General features: G+C 65.5%; 22 protein-coding genes. 19 read left to right on the plus strand and 3 right to left on the minus strand.

What is annotated here, in order from left to right:
* Positions 1 to 15: 15 nt before the first annotated feature.
* On the minus strand, positions 16 to 840 hold the full coding sequence (locus tag KYX69_RS09310; RefSeq protein WP_300496396.1) for a hypothetical protein: 825 nt from the start codon (positions 838 to 840) through the stop codon (positions 16 to 18).
* Positions 841 to 1073: 233 nt separating this feature from the next.
* On the opposite strand from KYX69_RS09310, the gene KYX69_RS09315 reads away from it, so the two are divergent.
* The 17 genes from KYX69_RS09315 to KYX69_RS09395 all read left to right on the plus strand — a co-directional run bounded on the left by KYX69_RS09315 (position 1074) and on the right by KYX69_RS09395 (position 12475).
* Positions 1074 to 1952, plus strand: a complete 879-nt coding sequence (locus tag KYX69_RS09315; RefSeq protein ID WP_300496397.1) for a hypothetical protein — start codon at positions 1074 to 1076, stop codon at positions 1950 to 1952.
* Positions 1949 to 2272: a transposase gene (locus KYX69_RS09320; RefSeq protein WP_300496399.1), complete on the plus strand. Its 324-nt coding sequence runs from the start codon at positions 1949 to 1951 to the stop codon at positions 2270 to 2272. Before KYX69_RS09315 ends, KYX69_RS09320 begins: the two co-directional genes overlap by 4 nt.
* A 17-nt stretch (positions 2273 to 2289) precedes the next feature.
* Entirely contained in the window at positions 2290 to 3114 is an 825-nt protein-coding gene (locus KYX69_RS09325; RefSeq protein WP_300496401.1) for a hypothetical protein, read from the plus strand.
* A complete protein-coding gene (locus KYX69_RS09330) occupies positions 3107 to 3511 on the plus strand; it encodes a hypothetical protein (RefSeq protein WP_300496403.1) in 405 nt (134 codons plus the stop codon). Before KYX69_RS09325 ends, KYX69_RS09330 begins: the two co-directional genes overlap by 8 nt.
* A gap of 128 nt (positions 3512 to 3639) precedes the next feature.
* Positions 3640 to 4590, plus strand: coding sequence for a hypothetical protein (locus KYX69_RS09335; RefSeq protein WP_300496404.1), 951 nt, complete (start codon positions 3640 to 3642; stop codon positions 4588 to 4590).
* On the plus strand, positions 4587 to 4919 hold the full coding sequence (locus tag KYX69_RS09340) for a DUF3768 domain-containing protein (protein ID WP_300496407.1): 333 nt from the start codon (positions 4587 to 4589) through the stop codon (positions 4917 to 4919). The genes KYX69_RS09335 and KYX69_RS09340 overlap by 4 nt, the downstream gene beginning before the upstream one ends.
* Positions 4920 to 5049: 130 nt before the next feature.
* Positions 5050 to 5244, plus strand: a complete 195-nt coding sequence (locus KYX69_RS09345) for a hypothetical protein (protein WP_300496410.1) — start codon at positions 5050 to 5052, stop codon at positions 5242 to 5244.
* The gene (locus KYX69_RS09350) at positions 5241 to 5570 is read left to right on the plus strand and encodes a hypothetical protein (RefSeq protein ID WP_300496412.1); all 330 of its coding nucleotides are present in this window, start codon (positions 5241 to 5243) and stop codon (positions 5568 to 5570) included. Before KYX69_RS09345 ends, KYX69_RS09350 begins: the two co-directional genes overlap by 4 nt.
* A 141-nt stretch (positions 5571 to 5711) precedes the next feature.
* Positions 5712 to 6209 carry a hypothetical protein gene (locus tag KYX69_RS09355; RefSeq protein WP_300496415.1) on the plus strand — a complete coding sequence of 166 codons (498 nt, stop codon included), beginning with the start codon at positions 5712 to 5714 and terminating at the stop codon, positions 6207 to 6209.
* A complete protein-coding gene (locus KYX69_RS09360) occupies positions 6199 to 6897 on the plus strand; it encodes a hypothetical protein (RefSeq protein WP_300496418.1) in 699 nt (232 codons plus the stop codon). The genes KYX69_RS09355 and KYX69_RS09360 overlap by 11 nt, the downstream gene beginning before the upstream one ends.
* A gap of 59 nt (positions 6898 to 6956) precedes the next feature.
* A complete protein-coding gene (locus tag KYX69_RS09365) occupies positions 6957 to 7271 on the plus strand; it encodes a hypothetical protein (protein ID WP_300496420.1) in 315 nt (104 codons plus the stop codon).
* Positions 7272 to 7417: 146 nt separating this feature from the next.
* The gene (locus KYX69_RS09370) at positions 7418 to 8008 is read left to right on the plus strand and encodes a MucR family transcriptional regulator (protein ID WP_300496422.1); all 591 of its coding nucleotides are present in this window, start codon (positions 7418 to 7420) and stop codon (positions 8006 to 8008) included.
* A gap of 169 nt (positions 8009 to 8177) precedes the next feature.
* Positions 8178 to 8681, plus strand: coding sequence for a DUF736 domain-containing protein (locus KYX69_RS09375; protein ID WP_030541254.1), 504 nt, complete (start codon positions 8178 to 8180; stop codon positions 8679 to 8681).
* Between the two features lie 184 nt (positions 8682 to 8865).
* The gene (locus KYX69_RS09380) at positions 8866 to 9129 is read left to right on the plus strand and encodes an AbrB/MazE/SpoVT family DNA-binding domain-containing protein (RefSeq protein ID WP_300496427.1); all 264 of its coding nucleotides are present in this window, start codon (positions 8866 to 8868) and stop codon (positions 9127 to 9129) included.
* A gap of 11 nt (positions 9130 to 9140) precedes the next feature.
* Positions 9141 to 9539, plus strand: coding sequence for a type II toxin-antitoxin system VapC family toxin (locus KYX69_RS09385; RefSeq protein WP_300496463.1), 399 nt, complete (start codon positions 9141 to 9143; stop codon positions 9537 to 9539).
* Between the two features lie 138 nt (positions 9540 to 9677).
* Complete coding sequence (locus KYX69_RS09390; protein ID WP_300496429.1) at positions 9678 to 10838, plus strand: YecA family protein; 1161 nt, start codon at positions 9678 to 9680, stop codon at positions 10836 to 10838.
* Positions 10839 to 11278: 440 nt separating this feature from the next.
* Positions 11279 to 12475: a site-specific integrase gene (locus KYX69_RS09395; protein WP_300496431.1), complete on the plus strand. Its 1197-nt coding sequence runs from the start codon at positions 11279 to 11281 to the stop codon at positions 12473 to 12475.
* Between the two features lie 809 nt (positions 12476 to 13284).
* Here KYX69_RS09395 and KYX69_RS09400 read toward each other — a convergent pair.
* The gene (locus KYX69_RS09400) at positions 13285 to 14250 is read right to left on the minus strand and encodes a hypothetical protein (protein WP_300496434.1); all 966 of its coding nucleotides are present in this window, start codon (positions 14248 to 14250) and stop codon (positions 13285 to 13287) included.
* Between the two features lie 317 nt (positions 14251 to 14567).
* Positions 14568 to 15320, minus strand: coding sequence for a hypothetical protein (locus KYX69_RS09405; RefSeq protein WP_300496437.1), 753 nt, complete (start codon positions 15318 to 15320; stop codon positions 14568 to 14570).
* Between the two features lie 523 nt (positions 15321 to 15843).
* Between KYX69_RS09405 and KYX69_RS09410 the strand changes: the two genes are divergently transcribed.
* Positions 15844 to 16131: a hypothetical protein gene (locus KYX69_RS09410; protein WP_030541282.1), complete on the plus strand. Its 288-nt coding sequence runs from the start codon at positions 15844 to 15846 to the stop codon at positions 16129 to 16131.
* Positions 16121 to 17331: type IV secretion system DNA-binding domain-containing protein (locus KYX69_RS09415; protein ID WP_300496447.1), on the plus strand; the 1211-nt coding region annotated here is incomplete at its 3' end. The genes KYX69_RS09410 and KYX69_RS09415, both read left to right, overlap by 11 nt.

A 17331-nucleotide genomic window follows, 5' to 3' on the forward strand; every position in this document is an offset into this window, starting at 1 on the left:
GTCCCTCCATCGCTATCATGGCTGTGGCACCTCGCGCCCGTCGCGATAATCGCCGACGACCCAGATCACGCTTTGTATATCGATCATGTCGCGGGGCTGCAGGTCGGCAAAGGCGGCGCGGATGCCCCCCGCCATGTCGAGCAGGCTGGCATAGACCGGCAGGCTCAGGCCGGCTGCATAGTCCTGCGCCAGCGGGTGCATTACACGCGACGCAAAGTCCTTGGTCACTTCCGGCTTTAGGAAGATGTGCGTGTCCGGCCGCCACAGGAACGGCAGATAGGTCGCCACCGTCCACTTGGCGTTGTCGTGCGGGAGCAGCAGCCGCTCCATCGCCGCCAGCGCCGATTTGGCCTCCACCCCCAGCCCATCGCTTAACGCGAAGCGGGCAGCGGCTTGCACGAAGCGATCCGCATCCGCCCCCCGCAACAGCTTTTGCAGGCGCGTCTTCTCGACTGGATATCGCAGGCTCGTCGCGCGATACGCCGCCAGCACCGCCTCGCCATGCCCCGATCCGGTCGCCGCGGCTTCGACCGGCGTGGTCGCATCAAGCCTGGCCTTGGCCTTCAGCTTGTAATCGCGCTCGTCCTTCAGATAGGAGGACGATTGAAAGCCGCCGGCGAACCAGTGCAGAAAGCGCGATCGCGCGCCCGCATGACCAAACCAGTTGACGCCGCCGCGCGACAGTTCGGCTTGCAGCGTCGACCACACCGCGTCCGCATCCCGCCCGCGCGTCTGGAAGCTGGTCTTGCCTCCCTCGATCACCAGGCCGACAAACTCCTTGTCGGTCTGCACCAGCCGCAGCTTGGCCTTGCCGTGGCTTCCCTCGCGGACCGTCTTCATACCTAACCCTCTATCAGTTGGCTGCTGAATCCAACTACGCCTGACCAGCAAGCCCTGTCGCTTCCATGCGAAAGCGTCCGTCGTCAATCGAGCGAGCGGGGCGCAAGAATGCGTAAAGCCTAAAGATCTTGGCGGAATAGACGCGACATTGGCGGCGCGCTACTCAGCTTCAATATAGTCCATGGCGCCGTCTTGAGCTTTTCGGGCGGGGCCGTTGTTGTCGTGATGATGTATTGGAACTGCGGACCCATCGTTCGATGCTCGAGCCACAGCATCAAATCAAAGATTCGATGGTAGATCGCCAGACCAAGGTCGGCCTCACGAGGGCTATCATGCAGCCAGAAGCCAGGAAGCTCCGTCTTCCCCTCCATCGTCAACAGCAAGGCCGCCAAGTCGAACGCAACCACCTTCAGCGAATCGACAGCGGCAGTCGTCAAATCGCCGTGCAGCGCAATGAGCGGCTGAATGCCGCTCTCATTGAGTTGAACGCTGCCTTCCGCCCCCTCCGGAACAAGAAAACTTATGGTAACGCCGAACAATGCGGAAAGTCGCGCGACGACATCCTGCGCATGCCGGCGGATCGCCGTCGCCGAGTTGCGCTCGCTAGCATCGGCAGCGGTTTCGCGCTGAATCTCCGCTTCATGCTTGGCAATTTCAACGAGGTATGGGGCGCAACGCGCCTCTCGTGCCGCTATTGCATCTTCGCCTCGCTTCACGACCTGTCGGCTTCTGCCGCAGCCCCGGCGAACACCGAGGTTTATCGCGAGCTCGTCGGCATCGAGGCGCGATCGACCTTTCCATTCCAGCCGACACGCTGGCTCGCCGACATCGCACCGCATCTGTTGAGCGGCGGGCTCCGCGCGGACGTCGAACGCGCCAAGGCCGACCAGCTCGAGCGCCGGCATCTCGAGGCCTCGATGCCGGCAGGCCTAAGATACGTCAAAGGCTGGCCTCCGCGGATGCCCACCCTCGCCGAGGCCGAGGACATCGCCGCGGCACGCCGGCCCATCCTGGCGCGCCACAGGCTCGAGAACCGCTATCCGACAGGATCAGCCGTCCAGGCGCGCTTTGCAGAGCTGAGGGTCGCGGCCGGGTGGCAGAAGTCGGCGTGACGACGATCGATGCCGCCGTCGGCTCCTTCCGGATCGTCGCCCGCATCGAGGACCCGCCGCCCCTCGGCTGGCGCTTCTGGATGCTCGCCGGCTTTCCGGGCGATCCACTGGATCCGAGCCCCTATGGCGGCTCGCGCTGCCTCGCGCTCACCGTCGTCGATGTCGACGGCAGCGACCGCTGGCTCTGTGCGATGGAGCTCGACCACAGCTTCCGCCTGCTGTGTGCTCACGATCTCTTCCCCTGCCCGAGCCAGGCGGGCGCGGACGCCTTCGCGAACGCGATCATCGCCCGCCACGCCCGCCAGCGCGCGCTCCTCTGACCGACGGACCACGACCCATGCAGACCGACCGCAGCCAGCGCTGGCGCGAACGGCGCGCTCTGTGGGCGCGCGATCTCACGCTGATCGATCCCGGCGCCTACAGCGTCGATGTCATCGATCACGCGGACGCGCGCGCCTTCATCGCGCAGCACCATTATCTGCCTCGGTATCCGGCCGCGCAGCTTGCGGTGGGGCTGTTCGCGCGCAAGGGCGCGCTCGAAGGCGTCGCCGTTTTCGCCGTACCGACCACCGCGGCCGTCATCTCGCGCCACACCGGGTTTGACGATCCTCGCCGCGGCTGCGTCCTCGCGCGCCTCATTCTGACCGACGCCGTGCCCCAGAACGGCGAGAGCTTCTTTGTCGCGCGGGCCTTTCGCCACCTGCGCCGGGAACGGCCTGGGATCGAGGCGGTGGTATCCTACAGCGATCCAGGGGCGGGCCATATCGGCCGCGTCTATTGCGCGCTCTCGGCCGCGCACCGCGCGGTCACGAAGCCGCGATCGGTCCTTCGGGTCGGCAACATCACGATCTCGGGGCGCACGCTGTCCAAGATCCGCCTGGGCGAGCAGGGCCATGCCGGCGCAATCGATCAGCTCGTCTCACTGGGGGTCCCGAGGCCGCGCATCGGCGAGGAACCGCGAAGCTGGCTGTGGCGGCTCCAGCGCGAGCGCCATCTCGTCACGCATCAGCAGGCTGGGCTGTTCGCCTATTGCTTTGAGCTGACGCGCGAGGCCCGCCGCCGCGGCCGCACCCTTCCGCGCCTGCCGTATCCCAAGGCCCTTCCGTCGCGCAACGCGCTGCTTCCGCTCATTTGGCCTGATCAGGAGACCCTCGATGGCTGACATCACGCAGCTGCCCGTCATGACCGCGGCCGATGCCGAAAGCATCGGCTTCGCCCGCTTCAACGACGTGCCGACGCTCCCGATCGACATCCCCGACGGCAACTTCACGATCAGCGCCAAGACCACCGACGGTCGTCGGATCACGTTCTTCTTCGGCGAATACAAGCGCGGCTCCCCGCCAAGCTTCGTCGACATCCAGTATCACGACAACGGGACACGCATCGCCAACGCCAACGGCGGTACGTCACCGACCTTCGACATGCTGACGATCGGCCTTGGCGGCCGGAACGTCTTCGACAGCCGCCGCCTCGGACCCGACGACAAGCCCTCGATCGCCGTGATCCTGATGGGCGAACCGAGCGTCCCGGCACCCCGGCACGACACGGCCGCTGGATAACCGGCGAGACCCGCTTTCGAGAGGCGGTCCGAAGACACCCGCCTCTCCGGCGCTGTCGCATCGGACAAGCGAGGGGAGGGGGGCCTTGAGTTTGGCGGCATTCAGCCGCGTTCAAGCCCGAGGCCCCTATGATCACCTCTGCCACGCCGAGGCCGGTCGACACCATCATGGTGTGCGCGCCGCCACCGGTCGTCCTCGCCTATGGCATCGGCGTCGACTCCACGGCCCTGCTCGTCGAACTCGAATCGCGGGGCGAGCCGCCGGACCTGGTTCTCACCGCCGATCCCGGCGCCGAGAAGCCTGATACCTACGAATACCAGAAGCTGGTCGCGGCGTGGATGGCCGCGCGTCGCATCCCCTATGAGGTGGTCCGCTACGTGCCGCAGCGCTTCAAGCATTGGCCACCCTATTACTCGATCCTGGCCAACGTGCTCACCAATGCGACGCTCCCCAGCATCAGCCTTGGCCGGCATAGCTGCTCTCTCAAATGGAAGGTCGCGCCGCAGGACGCCTACCTCAAGCAATGGGCGCCGGCCCAGGCCGCGTGGCAGCTAGGCCAGAAGGTCGTTCGGCTGATCGGCTACGATGCCTCGCCTGCCGACACCCGTCGCTACGCGCATGCGTCCGCGTTGAACGATCCGCTGTTCGAGTGCCGCTATCCGCTGCGCGAGTGGAACTGGAACCGCGACCGGTGCGCCGCGCGTATCGAGCAGGCCGGTCTTCCGATCCCTCCGAAATCGAGCTGCTTCTTCTGCGGGGCCATCCAGCCGGACGAAGTCCGGGCGCTGCCAACCTGGTGCCTCAGGCTGATCGTGCTCATCGAGGCGCGCGCGGAACCTCGGCTGCGCACCGTCGAGGGGCTCTGGCGGCGTTCGACCAGGACGAAGCCCGGCAGGATCACCGACTTCATACGCGGCGAGCGGCTGCTCCCGGCCGCCGAGATCGAAGCCATTCGCCGCGATGCGCCCACTGATCTCATCCGGTTCCAGGATGCAGCGAGCATCGTGCCGCTTTCCGAGCGGCCGACGATGGAAGCCTGGATCGAGACCTTCAACGCTGGCCTGATGGAGGCTGCATGACCGACCAGCTATCCCGCATCGCCGAACTCAACGACCGCTGCCGGCACGGCCTCGATCCGAATGCCCGCGTCGTCATCACTGCGGCTTGCCTCGCCGCCTTCGCCGGCGAGCTCTCCGCCCAGGCCGAGCTGCTCGCGGCGATCCGAGATTACGCATTCACGCGCGACGATGGCCCGGAACGCTCTCGCGGGGAGTTCACCGTCCGTGGCCAGGCCGTCCGTTTCGCGATCGACTATTACGACCGCGCGCTGGAATGGGGATCGGAGGACCCTGGCGATCCGCACGTCACCACGCGAGTCATGACGATCATGCTGCTCGAGGACGACTGAACCTGGGGAAAGGGGGGGCGGGTCGGGGCCGTCGGCGCGTGAATGCAAGCGGACCCTACCCTGCGAATGACCTTGCGCCCCGCCGCAGACGCGCCTTTCCGCATCCATCGTCCATCCAAGGGAGAAGCCCATGCGACGGATCGCCTCCGCCACGCCCGCTGACGGGCACGCCATCGCGGTAGCCTTTGAGCGGCTGCGCGAAGCCCGTACCTTGCTTCGGCAGGCCGGAGCGCGGCAGGCTGCGTCGGCCGCCGGCAAGGCGATCAGCAGCGCCGAAGGCGCGGCGCGCCATGTCCAGCATCGCATCCGGAGGACGATGGAATGAGCCGTCACGACCTTCAGCCCAAGCCGGACAGCCCAGACGTCGTCCGCGCGACGGTCGGATGGGACCGGCCGCTTCAGACCTTCTTCGCGCAAGTCTTCTTTCGCACCGAAGACGAGCCCGCAGAAGGCGAACCCCTCGTCTGGATCGGCACGGAGCCGGGCGAACTCCTCTCCGCCGAGGCCGCGATCGCCTTGGTCGCGCCTCATGCCATCATTCCTCCCGACCTCCGCCGGCAGCTCACTGCCGACATGCAGTCGTCCATCGGCGTAGAGGATGGCAGCCAGCAAGTCGCCGCCAAGCGCTACCTGTTCGGCTCGACTCACTGACGCTGCAATCAGACATGTGCCGGCGCGGCCGAGCCGCTGCCGCCACGATCCTTTCCATGGCCCGATCATCACCGGTCGCCGCGATCACCGCGCGGTGGCCGAACGTGCGCGCTGCGCCGCGCCCAACCAGAGGAGACCATCATGGCCGACCGGGTATCCGCCTCCATCATGATCGGCGGCGCGCTTGACGCTTCCGCCTTCGCAGAACTTGCCGAGCTCATTGCTGCCGAGCGCCTTGCCGTCGAGTGGGACGGCGATCCGTTCGAGCCGGAACATCGCATCGACGGCGAGCCACTTCGCCTGTTTGCGCACGAAGTCGCAGGCGGTCGCTTCGAGGAGATCGAGGACTGGTGCATTATGCATCGCGTCCCCTTCGTACGCTGGTGCGGGGGCTATTCCGGGCAGTGGGGACCCGAGCGCGTCGTCGCCACCGGCGACGGCAAGGCGGTGTCCTACGCTGTCACCGAGGATGACGAGGTTGTCATCAGCCGCAGCGCCATCACGGCGGTTGGCTCGCTCGATGCGATCTTCGCTCATTTCGATACAGCCGAATTCGTCGTGCCGGCGCTCGTCGTTGCGGATGCCGGCGCCGCCGCTCCCGCGCTCCCCTCGACTGACGGAGCGCACCATGTCCAATAGCTACACCAAGGCGGCCTTCGACCTGACCGTCACCGTCGCCGAGGCCGACATGCTACGCCGGGTCATCGCCGCGGCGGAACTGATCGACGGCACCGAGGCCCGGAACGACGTTCGCGAGGCGCATTATGCCAGCCTTGGCCGGGACTTCGCCGCCCTGTTCCCGCGCAGCGACGAGGACCCGTTCGCGGGACTGCTCGACCTCTTCGAGGATCCGCACTATCCCTATCTCGATTTCGATGTCGCGTTCAGCGAGGCCGACCAGCTCGGCCAGGTGCTCGTGACCTTCTCCGGCGAGCAGTTCGGAATCGATGTTGCGGCCAAGCTGATCCAACGTTGCGCGCGCTCGGCGCTGCCCTTCGGGTTCGAATGGGCGTCGGATTGCGACAGGCTGCGGATCGGGGAGTTCGGCGGCGGCTATGTCGTCATCACCGAACACGGCATCAGCTATGGCCACACGACCCAATTGCTCGACCGTGCAATTGCCCGCGCGCGCGACGAGGGCGCCGACGGATTCGTCCTCGCAATCCGCGATCCGCAGCACGGGCTCAGCTTCTGGAACGACGATGCAGGCTTTGACCGATTGTCGCGCGCGCGGGTCTTCAGCGAAGCCGAGGCCGCGAACCATGACGTGCCGCTCGCGCAGGACCAGCCCGAATGGCTGGCGATGCCGGAGCCCCTGCGCCTTTGATCCGAACGTCGCGATTGCGCGATCGACACAGACGTATAGCATCGTCGCTGGAGATGCTGATGACTTCGATACCCACCGATCACGACGCGATGCTGGCGGCGCTGACCCGGCTGATACCGATTGCGATGAGCGATACCGGCCAGTCGCGCCGGGTCGCGAACTTCCTGATGGCGTGGTGGAACGGGCCGGAACTCGGCCATTTCGAGATCGCCGACCTGTTCGGGCTGGATGTCGCTGTCGCGAACGACATTGCGACCATCGTCGGCTATCTCGGACAACGCCCCGGCGCCATCTACATCGACGCCCTCGGCTTCGCCGAGGAGATGCAGGACATCATCGCGCTCTGGCGCAAGCCGGTCTCGGCTTCGACCTGACCGGGCTCCGGTACCGGAATTTCTCGGATCGGGGCCGCCACAGACACCCCGAGGGGCGCCAAACCTTGCGCGGCATTCATTGCGCGCCATAACGGGAAGTCGTCGGGCGAAGATCGCCAGGGCGTATCCTTTAGTGGGAGGTGCGGTTGCCGGAAGAGAACAACCTTGTCGCGATGACGATCGAAGTCGTCGCAAGTTACGTGGCGCACAATAATATCCGACCCGAAGACGTGCCGGACTTCATCGCCAAGACCCACGCTGCGATCGCCGGCATCGCCAAGGAACCCGAAACACCCGCCGAAGAGACACCGGCGGCCCAGCCCGAGTTCACGCCGGCCGTCTCCGTGCGCAAGAGCCTCGCCTCGCCTGATCACATTCTTTCGATGATCGACGGCAAGCCCTACAAGTCGCTGAAGCGACATCTCAGCAGCCACGGCCTGACCCCTGCCGAATACCGCGTCCGCTATGGTCTCAAGTCCGACTATCCGATGGTGGCGCCCGGTTACTCGGCGCAGCGGCGCGAGGTAGCCAAGCGTCTCGGCCTGGGTCGCAAGCGGCAGGAGCCCACAGCGCCCGCCGAGGCAGCACCGCCATCAGGTGACGCCGCGCCCGCTCCGCAACCGAAGCCCCGCGCCCGCCGCGCCAAGGCCGAGAACACGCCCCCCTCCCAGGCCGGCGCCAAGACGCCGCGGCGGCGCAAGCAGCAACCCGCAGACGCTGGAGCAGTCGAAGCCTGAGCCTTGGGGCCGACGCACCTGCGACGACGGTACGATCCCGACGGCGCCGAAGAGGCGCTCGTCGGAGCGGCGCTGACGCGCCTTACTCGGCCGAACGGCCGAGGAGCTGAGTGGGTGAGAGAGAGTGTTCGGACAAGGGGTTCGAGCGCTCAATCTCAGGAGACTTCCCATGAACATCGGCACCATCACCCAGAACGCCAGCGGCACCTACACCGGCAAGATCTCGACGCTCACCGTTGCGATCGTGATCGCGCTTCGGACGGTCCAGTCGACCAACCCGCGCGCGCCCAAGTTCGAAATCCTCGCACTGTCGGCCGCCCGCCAGTGGGTCCAGGTCGGCGCGCTTTTCGAGCTCGCCTCCAACTCGACCGGCGAGACCTTCCTCAACGGCAAGATCGAGGATCCGAGCCTCGACAAGCCGCTCTACATCTCGGCGTTCCGCCAGGAGGACGGCTCCTACAACATCGTCTGGTCGCGCCCCACCCGCCGCCGCGAGGCGCCCACCGACACGGTCGCGACCGACGACGGCCTGCCGCCGCTGCCGGGGACCGAGCAGCCGGCCGCACCCGTGGGAACCGACGGTCTGGGTGAGTCCTCGGCCGAAGGTGCGTTCGGCGGCAGCGAGCCCGCGCCGGGCGGCCGCCGGCGCCGCACGCCCGAGATGGCGGACTGATCGCCGCCAACCGATTGGCGCGCAGCTGCTCTGCGCGCCGACGTCACGACAGGGCCTGCTTCGCCTCACCGCGAAGCGGGCCTTTTTTGCCAGCGTGCGAGGACGTTCTCTTCCCCTCGGCAACACATCATTGAACAAACCCGTCCGGTGATGTATATGCCTGTGTATATGCAAGGAGTCTGCCGTGACGCCCGATCATGAAGCAACGGTCACCAGAGAAGCGAAGCTGTTCCGCAACAACAAAAGCCAGGCAGTGCGCATCCCGGCGGATTTCGAGCTGCCTGGGGATCGAGTCATGATCCACCGGGAGGGAGATCGACTGGTCATCGAGCCGATCCGCCGCCGAAACATCGTCGAGGTCCTTGCGAGCCTCGAACCCCTTGGCCCCGAGGATGAGTTCCCGGACATCGACAGCGACTTGCTTCCCGCCAAGGCCATCGATTTGTGACCCAGCTCTACATGCTCGATACCAACATCGTGTCGGAACTCGCGCGAAACCCGCACGGCGCCGTAGCCACCCGCATCGCGCAAGTCGGTTCCGATGCGATTTGCGTCAGCATCATCACCGCGGCGGAGTTGCGCTACGGCTGCGCGAAGAAGGGGTCCCCCAGGCTCCTGGCCCAGATAGAGGCGATCCTCGGCAGCGTGTCCGTGCTTGCGCTCGATGTCCCGGCGGACACTGAATATGGCGGCATCCGAGCTGAGCTGGAGAGCGCGGGCAAACCCATCGGGCCCAACGACCTCTTCATTGCGGCTCATGCCTATGCGCTCGGCGCCACATTGGTGACCGCCAATATCGGCGAGTTCTCCCGCGTCCGCGCCCTCAAGGTGGAAAATTGGCTGAGCGACGTCCATTAAGGCGATCGCACCGAGTGACGATGTCTCCCGCAAGGCGCCGGTTCTCGCCGTCTGCCCGGCACGCCGTTCAACCCTGTTCCGCTCAACCTCCAAGACATGCCGATCCAACCGCCTCCCGCTCCGCACCCCTCGCTGTTCATGCCCCTGAACCGGCCGCCCCGCGTCCACCGCCCGCCGAAGATCGGCCGCAACGACCCGTGCTGGTGCGGATCGGACAGGAAGTTCAAGGCCTGTCACGACGGGCGTGAGCGGCTGCCGCAATTCAACCACCACCATGTAGCCGAGGCGTTCCGCAAGGAGCTGCGCCGACGCTACTGCTCCTATGCCGGCGACGCCGGCGAGCCGTGCGGCGCCGAGATCATCGGCGCCCACACTGTCCAGAAGGAAGGCGGGCTGCGGGCGATCTCGCGCGCTGGGAAGGTCTATTCCCTCATCGCGACCATGGGCGGGCTCGAGAAGAATGGTGGCCGCCTCGACCCGCGGCTGGTGGGCATCGGCGACGCTTCGGTCTTCCCGGGCTTCTGCTCGACCCACGACAACGATCTCTTCAAGCCGATCGAGGGGAAGGACTGCGCGATCGGCGCCTGGGAGGCGCTGCTCTTCGCCTATCGCGCGGTGTCGTTCGAAGCCTTCTTCAAGCGCGCCATGCTTGCGGTGGCGCCGCTCTTCGCACGGCTGGACGAGGGCCTGCCGGTCGAGGACCAGGAACTCGCCCAGAACATGGCGCGCCATTTCCATCACGGCGCTGTCGCGGGCGAGGCCGGCACGCGCGCCCGGAAGGCAGCCTATGACACGCGGGTCCGAGCCCGGGACGTGAACGGCTTCTCCTACGCCTGGACGCGCTTCGACGGGCTCCTGCCACTGGTCTGCTGCGGCGCGTTCCTGCCCGACAATGATCTGACCGGTCGCCCGCTTCAGCGGCTTGCCCATGGCACGGGTCCGTTCGAGCAGGTCACGCTCAACATCACATCCTATGGCGGCCAGTCGGTCATCGTCTTCGGGTGGACCGGCAAGCCCGAGGGCCCGGCGGAGCGCTTCGTGCGGTCCTACCAGAACCTCGGGGACGATGACCGCGCCGCCGCCGCGGTCCGCCTTGGTCTCGAATATCTCGAGAACAGCTATCTGAGCCCGGCCTGGTGGGACGCACTGACCAGCGCCGATCGCCGCCGTCTCGTCCGTCATTCGGTCGAGACCCACGGTCCGCGTTCGGCGGCCGTCTCGCTCGGACTGCGCCAGCCAGTCCCCCATCTGCGCCTCCGCGTCATCGACCGGGGCGGGAGCCTGCCGACCTCGGCCTGAGCCGCCGGCCGGCGGCCGGTCGTCGCAGGGGCGCCGCGTCCCCAGCGCGCCGCGGCCTTCCTCCGCCTGTTCCTGCCACCTGCGGCGAGACAGGCCCGCCCCGCAACCCCTGCCGGTCGCCCGTGTTGCCGCTATCGCGGCTGCCCGCGCCAGCTCCCTTCAGGAGTTCCCCTCCGCTCGCGCTCCGGTGCGGAGCGGGCCTGCACGCCGCTTCCCGGTGTCACCGGCGGAAAGGCCGCTGGACCCAACAAGGAGCATCGCCATGAACAACGTCAACATCGCCGGCCGGGTCGCCAAGGATCCCGACACCCGCGGCAGCGTCACGACCCTCATCTGCTGCCCGAAACCACGGCCAAGTACGCGCACCTCTCGGATGACGTGATCGCGGATGCCGCCCAGCGTATCTCCGGCTCGCTCGCCCAGGCGATCGGACTGCGGGCATGACCGCACTTGCGCTCCGTCAGGTTGTCGCCGAGGCCTTGGCCGAAGTCGGCGCGAACGTCGTTTATTTGCGGCTGCCCAAGGGCAAGCCGCGCACGACCACATGGATCGGCGTCGAACACGGGTTCGGCATCCGGCATTATGCGACGGGGCGGAACGTCTACATCGTTCAGACCCGAATGGCAGGACGGCTGCGGACCGTGACGATCGGGCCGGCATCGGTCATCACGCGCCACCAGGCGACGATGGTGGCGCGGCGCGTAATCGCGCACGCCCAGGTCGGCCTCGATCCGGCAACCGATCGCAAGCGCATCCGCTCCGCGCCGCGATTCGATGACTTCTTGAACGAGTATTGGGCACGGTGGTCGCCACACTGGAAGCAGTCCACCTACGAGACCCAGTGCGGCTACCGGGCGCTCTACCTCGACGGGGCGTTCCCCGGCGTGTTCATCGACGCGTTGAACGAGGCGGACGTGACCAAGTGGTTTGCCGAGCTGAACAACCGCACCGGGCCGGGGGCGGCAAACCGCGTCATGAGCATCCTGAACAACATGCTGAACAAGGCGGAGGCGTGGGGCTACCGGCTGGAGAACACAAACCCCTGCCGCGCGGTCCGGCTCAATCAGAGGCGGCAATGCGAGCGCTTCCTGAGCACCGCGGAAATGGGGCGGCTCGGGCGGTTGCTGGCGGAGGAGCGCGCGGGAGAGGACAAGGTCAGGCCGGTCATGGCGACCGCAATCACCCTGCTGCTGCTTACCGGCTGTCGCGTGAGCGAGATTTTGAGCCTGCAATGGCAGGACGTGCGCGGCAACCGCTTGAACCTACGCGACAGCAAGACCGGCCCGCGAACCGTATGGCTGGGCGACGAGGCGCGGGAGCTGATCGGCACGTTGCCACGGCTCAAGAATGTGCCTTGGCTATTCTGGAACGCGCGTTTTCGAAAGCCCATCCGCGGCGTCACCCATTACTGGCACAACCTTCGTGATCGCGCGGGGCTGCCGAAGGTTCGCCTGCACGATCTTCGGCATACCTTTGCAAGCCACGCCGCGATGAACAAGGAGACGCTGCCGATGATCGGGCGGCTGCTGGGGCATCGGAACCACCAGTCCACGGCTCGCTACGCGCACTTGGACGACGAGCATGTCCTTGATGCGGCCGAGCAGATCGGCGCAGCCATTGAGCGCATGATGGCATAGCAGCGATTGGCTCAGGCAGCGCGGCCCGCTTCCTATACATCGCCCCAATGCCTGCCTCGTCACCAATTCCACCGAGGGGTTCCGGATAAAGGCGCGATAGGCCGCTATCGCTCACCTAGCGGACATTGCAGATAAGCGTGCTCGCGGTATCATCGCGCTATGAAAAGCACTTCAATCCGATGGTTCTCCGCAGGTGGACTGTTACTGGGGCTTCTGATCCTAGTGATATGGTTCCTTGGTATAGCAACTCACAGCATGATTAGCTTTCCCCGTCCGTTCTCATCTGAGCTTTGGAAGAATGCGAAAGAGGGCGCTATCGACGGCACTGACATAAATCGATGTCTTATGACACTCGATCTTAGGTTTCGTGTAGGCCTTGTAGGAAGGAGCGAACAGGACATACTGGCCATGCTCGGTAGCGACGACGCGTATGAGCCTCAGAGACGTCCGAAGAGCTATGTGCTATGCCCAAGTATGGGCGACGCTTACGTTCTCGACCTTCTATGGAAAGATGGCCGGGTCGCTAGCGTCAGCGTTCACGACACCTGACCCTAAATGATCTGTCACTAACCGGTCACTCACTTAAGTATGTAGCGGAGATGAACGAGCGACGGCTTTCAGGTAAGCTTAGCGACCTAACGCATGACCAACGATGGGCGACTGCCGCAGGGCATCTTTGTATATCGAAAGCTGCCAGCCAGCTTTCACGCCGGTCGCGTTTATCGATGGCACCTGAACTGGAAAAGTGGTGTTTAGGCGACAGTTCGCTTCTGCGACCCGCACTGTTGAAAGCGTGCAACGCGAGCGGCTCAGCGTTGGGCAGACGCGGCTTCTGCATCCGACGACGTCGATATGGCGAAAAGCCCCGCTGCCGGATCGCGGAGCAGCGGCGCGGCTACCCCACCCGCCGCCTCCAGCGAGGGTGGCGCGTCGAATACCGCGGCGCCACGCGTCGCGGCCGGGGTGGAGACGTAAACCAGCTGACGGGTGTCCGCCTGCCCGGTTCCGATTGCTTCCGAACCAATTGCCTTGCCCGCGTCGCCCGTTAGCAGCAGCCACGATGATGGCTCGTCGGTGACGCCGAGGAGGGTGAAGCGAGCATTGGCTGCATCCGCAAGGCATAGCTGCTTAGTCGGCCCGTGCAGACGGGCATGGATGACGATGGCGGAGGCGGCGGCTTGCTCGACGCCGGGGGACACCGGCTTGCCCGTTCCGAACCGTGGGACGACGACGCAATGCCTGGGGACTTCGAGATCGGCTGCAAATGCGGGCGGTGCGATCCGGATCGCTGCCAGATGCCGATCTATGCGTGCGGCAAGCCCGGCACGGTCCAAGGTGGCAGAGGTCGCACGCACTTTCACGATCCACGGTCCAGACTGGGCGACCACCAGAGCGGTCGACTTGAACGGTCCAGCCTGCCGGGCGACGAAGATCTGTCGGAGAGCGGTCGGCGACGAACTGCCGAACGCCGCGATCTTCTCGACCGGCCCTGCCTCGAAGATCGCCATCGGTATCTGACTCGCAACGACTGGCATGGCCCGGTCAAACCAGAGACGGGCGTTCGGCACGCTAGCCTTGAAAATGTAGAGGGTGGTCGACTCGGTTCCGGTCGCAGCCTCATAGTCTACGACACTGTCGTTTGGAGTCCCCAGATCGCGCCGCTCCGCGACCGACTGCGCCTCGAACGTCTCGGGGAGCGACGCTCCGCTGGCGGTGTGGGTCCAACGGGACTGCGCGACTGCGGGCACGCCCGCGAGCATCGCTATTAACGCCATCCCAACCACAGCTATGCGCATCGGTAACAACTCCAAGTCTGCTCTACGGCTTGTGCCAAATGCGTGCTGGTCGGCGACTGCCGTCCGACCCCTTTCCGCCCCATAGCGGCCGACCCCAGTCATGAATAGCGACCCGGAAATGAACAATCCTGGATCAGACAATCCGCACCCCTTTTTGTTCTCATAGAGGGGCATGGGTAGCGTCGCAAAGCGCGTTGCCCGGAACGACCTTTCTCCGTCTCACCTGCGGAAAGACACGCTCGGCTGTGCCAACACGCGGCGCTTGTCGACCGAGCAAGCGACGTCAGTCGTACTGGCTAAATCGCTGGTGTGAGACCTCGGCTACGTGCTTCGATTGCTGCCTTAGCCAGAAAACCCTCGATGCCGGCAACGGATTGTTGACGACATAGCTGGAGGGCTTCGACCTCGGTGAGGCAGTCGATCCCGTGCCCGAATTGAGCTTGCCAGAGCTGGTCGAGTTCTTCGCCATGCCGCTCCCATAGCATATGCCGCGTTTCAGGTCTCAGCGAAACGCACTTCGCGTCGCGGCTCTCAGTCAGCGTGGTGATCGCGATGACGGACCCGCCCCGCGCCTCAACATAGCCGCGCAGGTTCGCCAATGTGCCGCCCAACCCGACATGATCGTCGACGAGGACGTAGGCCGCGCCTGGCTGCACTTCGCCGTCGAACATGGCTGGGGTGACCAACCGCTGGAAGGCCGGGGCGCGGGTGTGTCCTACCTTGTTGATCTGGACGATCTCACCCGCGATCACGGGCAGATCGAGGTCACGGCCGAGTACCTGCGCCATCGCATCGGGGATCGCGTTGAAGCCCGTCGTCTCGTCGGCAATGACCGGAAGTAGGAGCGCTGGACGACCCGCAACGGCGCTCCGCAAGGTCTCAGTCGCAGCGCCGTGGAGAAGGTCGATGGCGAGCGTCAAAGCGGCGTCAGGGCTGCCTGCCTTGGCGAGGGCATAGCCCGGATGACTGTCGCGCCGCGCGACCGTCGTGTGAACCACAACGTCGGGGAAATCGGGAGGCCACGGAAGCCGGGTCGGGGGTGTCGCCATCGCCCTACCAATACCGCAGCGGGTCGGTTGTGCTGCCCCAAAATCGCTTGCCGAGCGACCGATGAGCTTCGCGATGCAGCGCGTATTCAAGCGATGGCTATTTGGTCCCAAATTCGGATCAAAGCTGGAACACTACCGCGCTCGCGATACGGGTCGATCGTTCAATGGCGCGCTGTCCCGCGCGCCCAAGTGCCTGCGGGAAAGCAATTTTCTCGCAGATTAACAGACTGCCTTTCACGACCACAAAACGATGCCAAAGTCCCTGATTGACAAGCACACCCTACGCACCTGGCGGTGCAGGTTTTCCGGGGTATGTCAGTGGCTTACGGGCAATCTGGTGAGTGCCACGCCGTGGGACAGTTCGGCGCTTACGTCCGATCCCAGCGGTTCCAATGGCTTAGCCGTCCCACGCGGTCGCACGCGGTCCAGTCGACGGCAATACCCTTTGCGCCGAGTGCGGCGATCGACTATAAGGCCCGTCGCCTCTTTCGATCCCCACCAGCCTCTCTGCTAGGAGGCTGGTTTGTCCACTACCAGGCACTGCACGGTTCGGCTGAACCGCCAGCAGCACGATCGCATCCTCGCGCTCGCTACCGAGCAGAATTGCAATCCGTCGGAGGTGATCCGGGCGGCTGTCGATGCCTATCTCGGCACCGCCACGCTCCTCACGTCAAGCCATCGCCGGCTCGCGCGCATCAGCGAGTTCATGCAGCTCGCGCTCGACGTCATCATCAGCGAGCAATATCCCGAGTTCCGCGACCGGATCATCGCCAACGCCGACAAGCGCCTGGAGCAATACCATGGCGCGTAACGACATCCGCACCGACGGCCGGCCGATCCCGCTGACCCACCATTCCGCACGCGGAAAAGTCCAACGCAACTCGGGCAATTTCACCCGCGGCAGCCAGCTCCTGACCCACGAGCTGCTGATGTGGTTCGCCGGCGCAAAACTTCCCTTCGTCGTCTGGTTCTTCGTGTTCCTCGCGGCCTGGTTCGTGATCATGTCGCTCAAACTGGACGAGCACGGCTTCCAACTCGTCTGCATGAAGCTCTACGCCATGCTCTGGGACTGGGTCGGCTTCGACCCGACGAAGCGCGTCAACGTCAGGCTTCCGAGCGGCGAACTCCACCGCACGATCATGGCCGTGGTCCCGTTGATGCCCGAGGTCCAGCGGGCCTGGAGCATCGCCATGCGCGGCCTTCTCGGCGCGCTGCTTTTCTCGGTGTTCCTCACCATTCCCCTGTCGATCTGGTTCGTCGATCTCTCGCGTCGCCGTGGCAAGACGATCCTTCAGGAGCGGCACGAGCGCGGCGCTATGCTGGTCGATCGCGAGGTCCTCGTTGCCGAGGTCTCGCAGCATAACGCGGCCGCCTTCGAGGCGGACGTGCGCAAATGCTTCCCGGGCCTGTCGCCCAAGCAGGTGCTCGCCCTTCCCTTCACGGCGCGCAAGCGCGCCGGAATCCACCATCCCTACACGCTCGCCGGCATCCCCTTTCCGCACCGGATGGAGCAGTCGCACACCATGCTGATCGGTACGACCGGCTCGGGCAAGACCACCGAGCTCCGGAGCCTCGTCCGGCAGATGCGCGAGCGTCAGGACAGCGCCGTAATCTTCGACCTGACCGGTGCCTATGTGGAGGCCTTCTACGACCCGGCGCGCGACACGATCCTCAATCCGATGGACCGCCGCTGCCCTGCATGGTCGATCTTTTCGGACTGCCGCACGCACAGCGAGTTCACCGCTGCCGCCGCCGCCCTCATCCCCGCCGATGGCGGCTCGTCCGAGCCGTTCTGGGCGCTCGCAGCGCGGACCCTGTTCATCGAGATGTGCATCCGCCTGGTCGAGCGGGGTCAGACGACCAACCTGGCGCTTTCCGAGAACCTGATGACCGCCGATCTGAAGCGGGTCCATCGCTTCCTCCAGAACACGATCGCCGACCCGCTGACCGCGCCCGAAGCGGCGCGCATGGCGGAGTCGATCCGCGCCGTCTTCAACACCAATGCGCAGGT

This window comes from Sphingomonas sp., assembly GCF_030145815.1.
In the GTDB taxonomy this organism is placed as follows: Bacteria; Pseudomonadota; Alphaproteobacteria; order Sphingomonadales; family Sphingomonadaceae; genus Sphingomonas.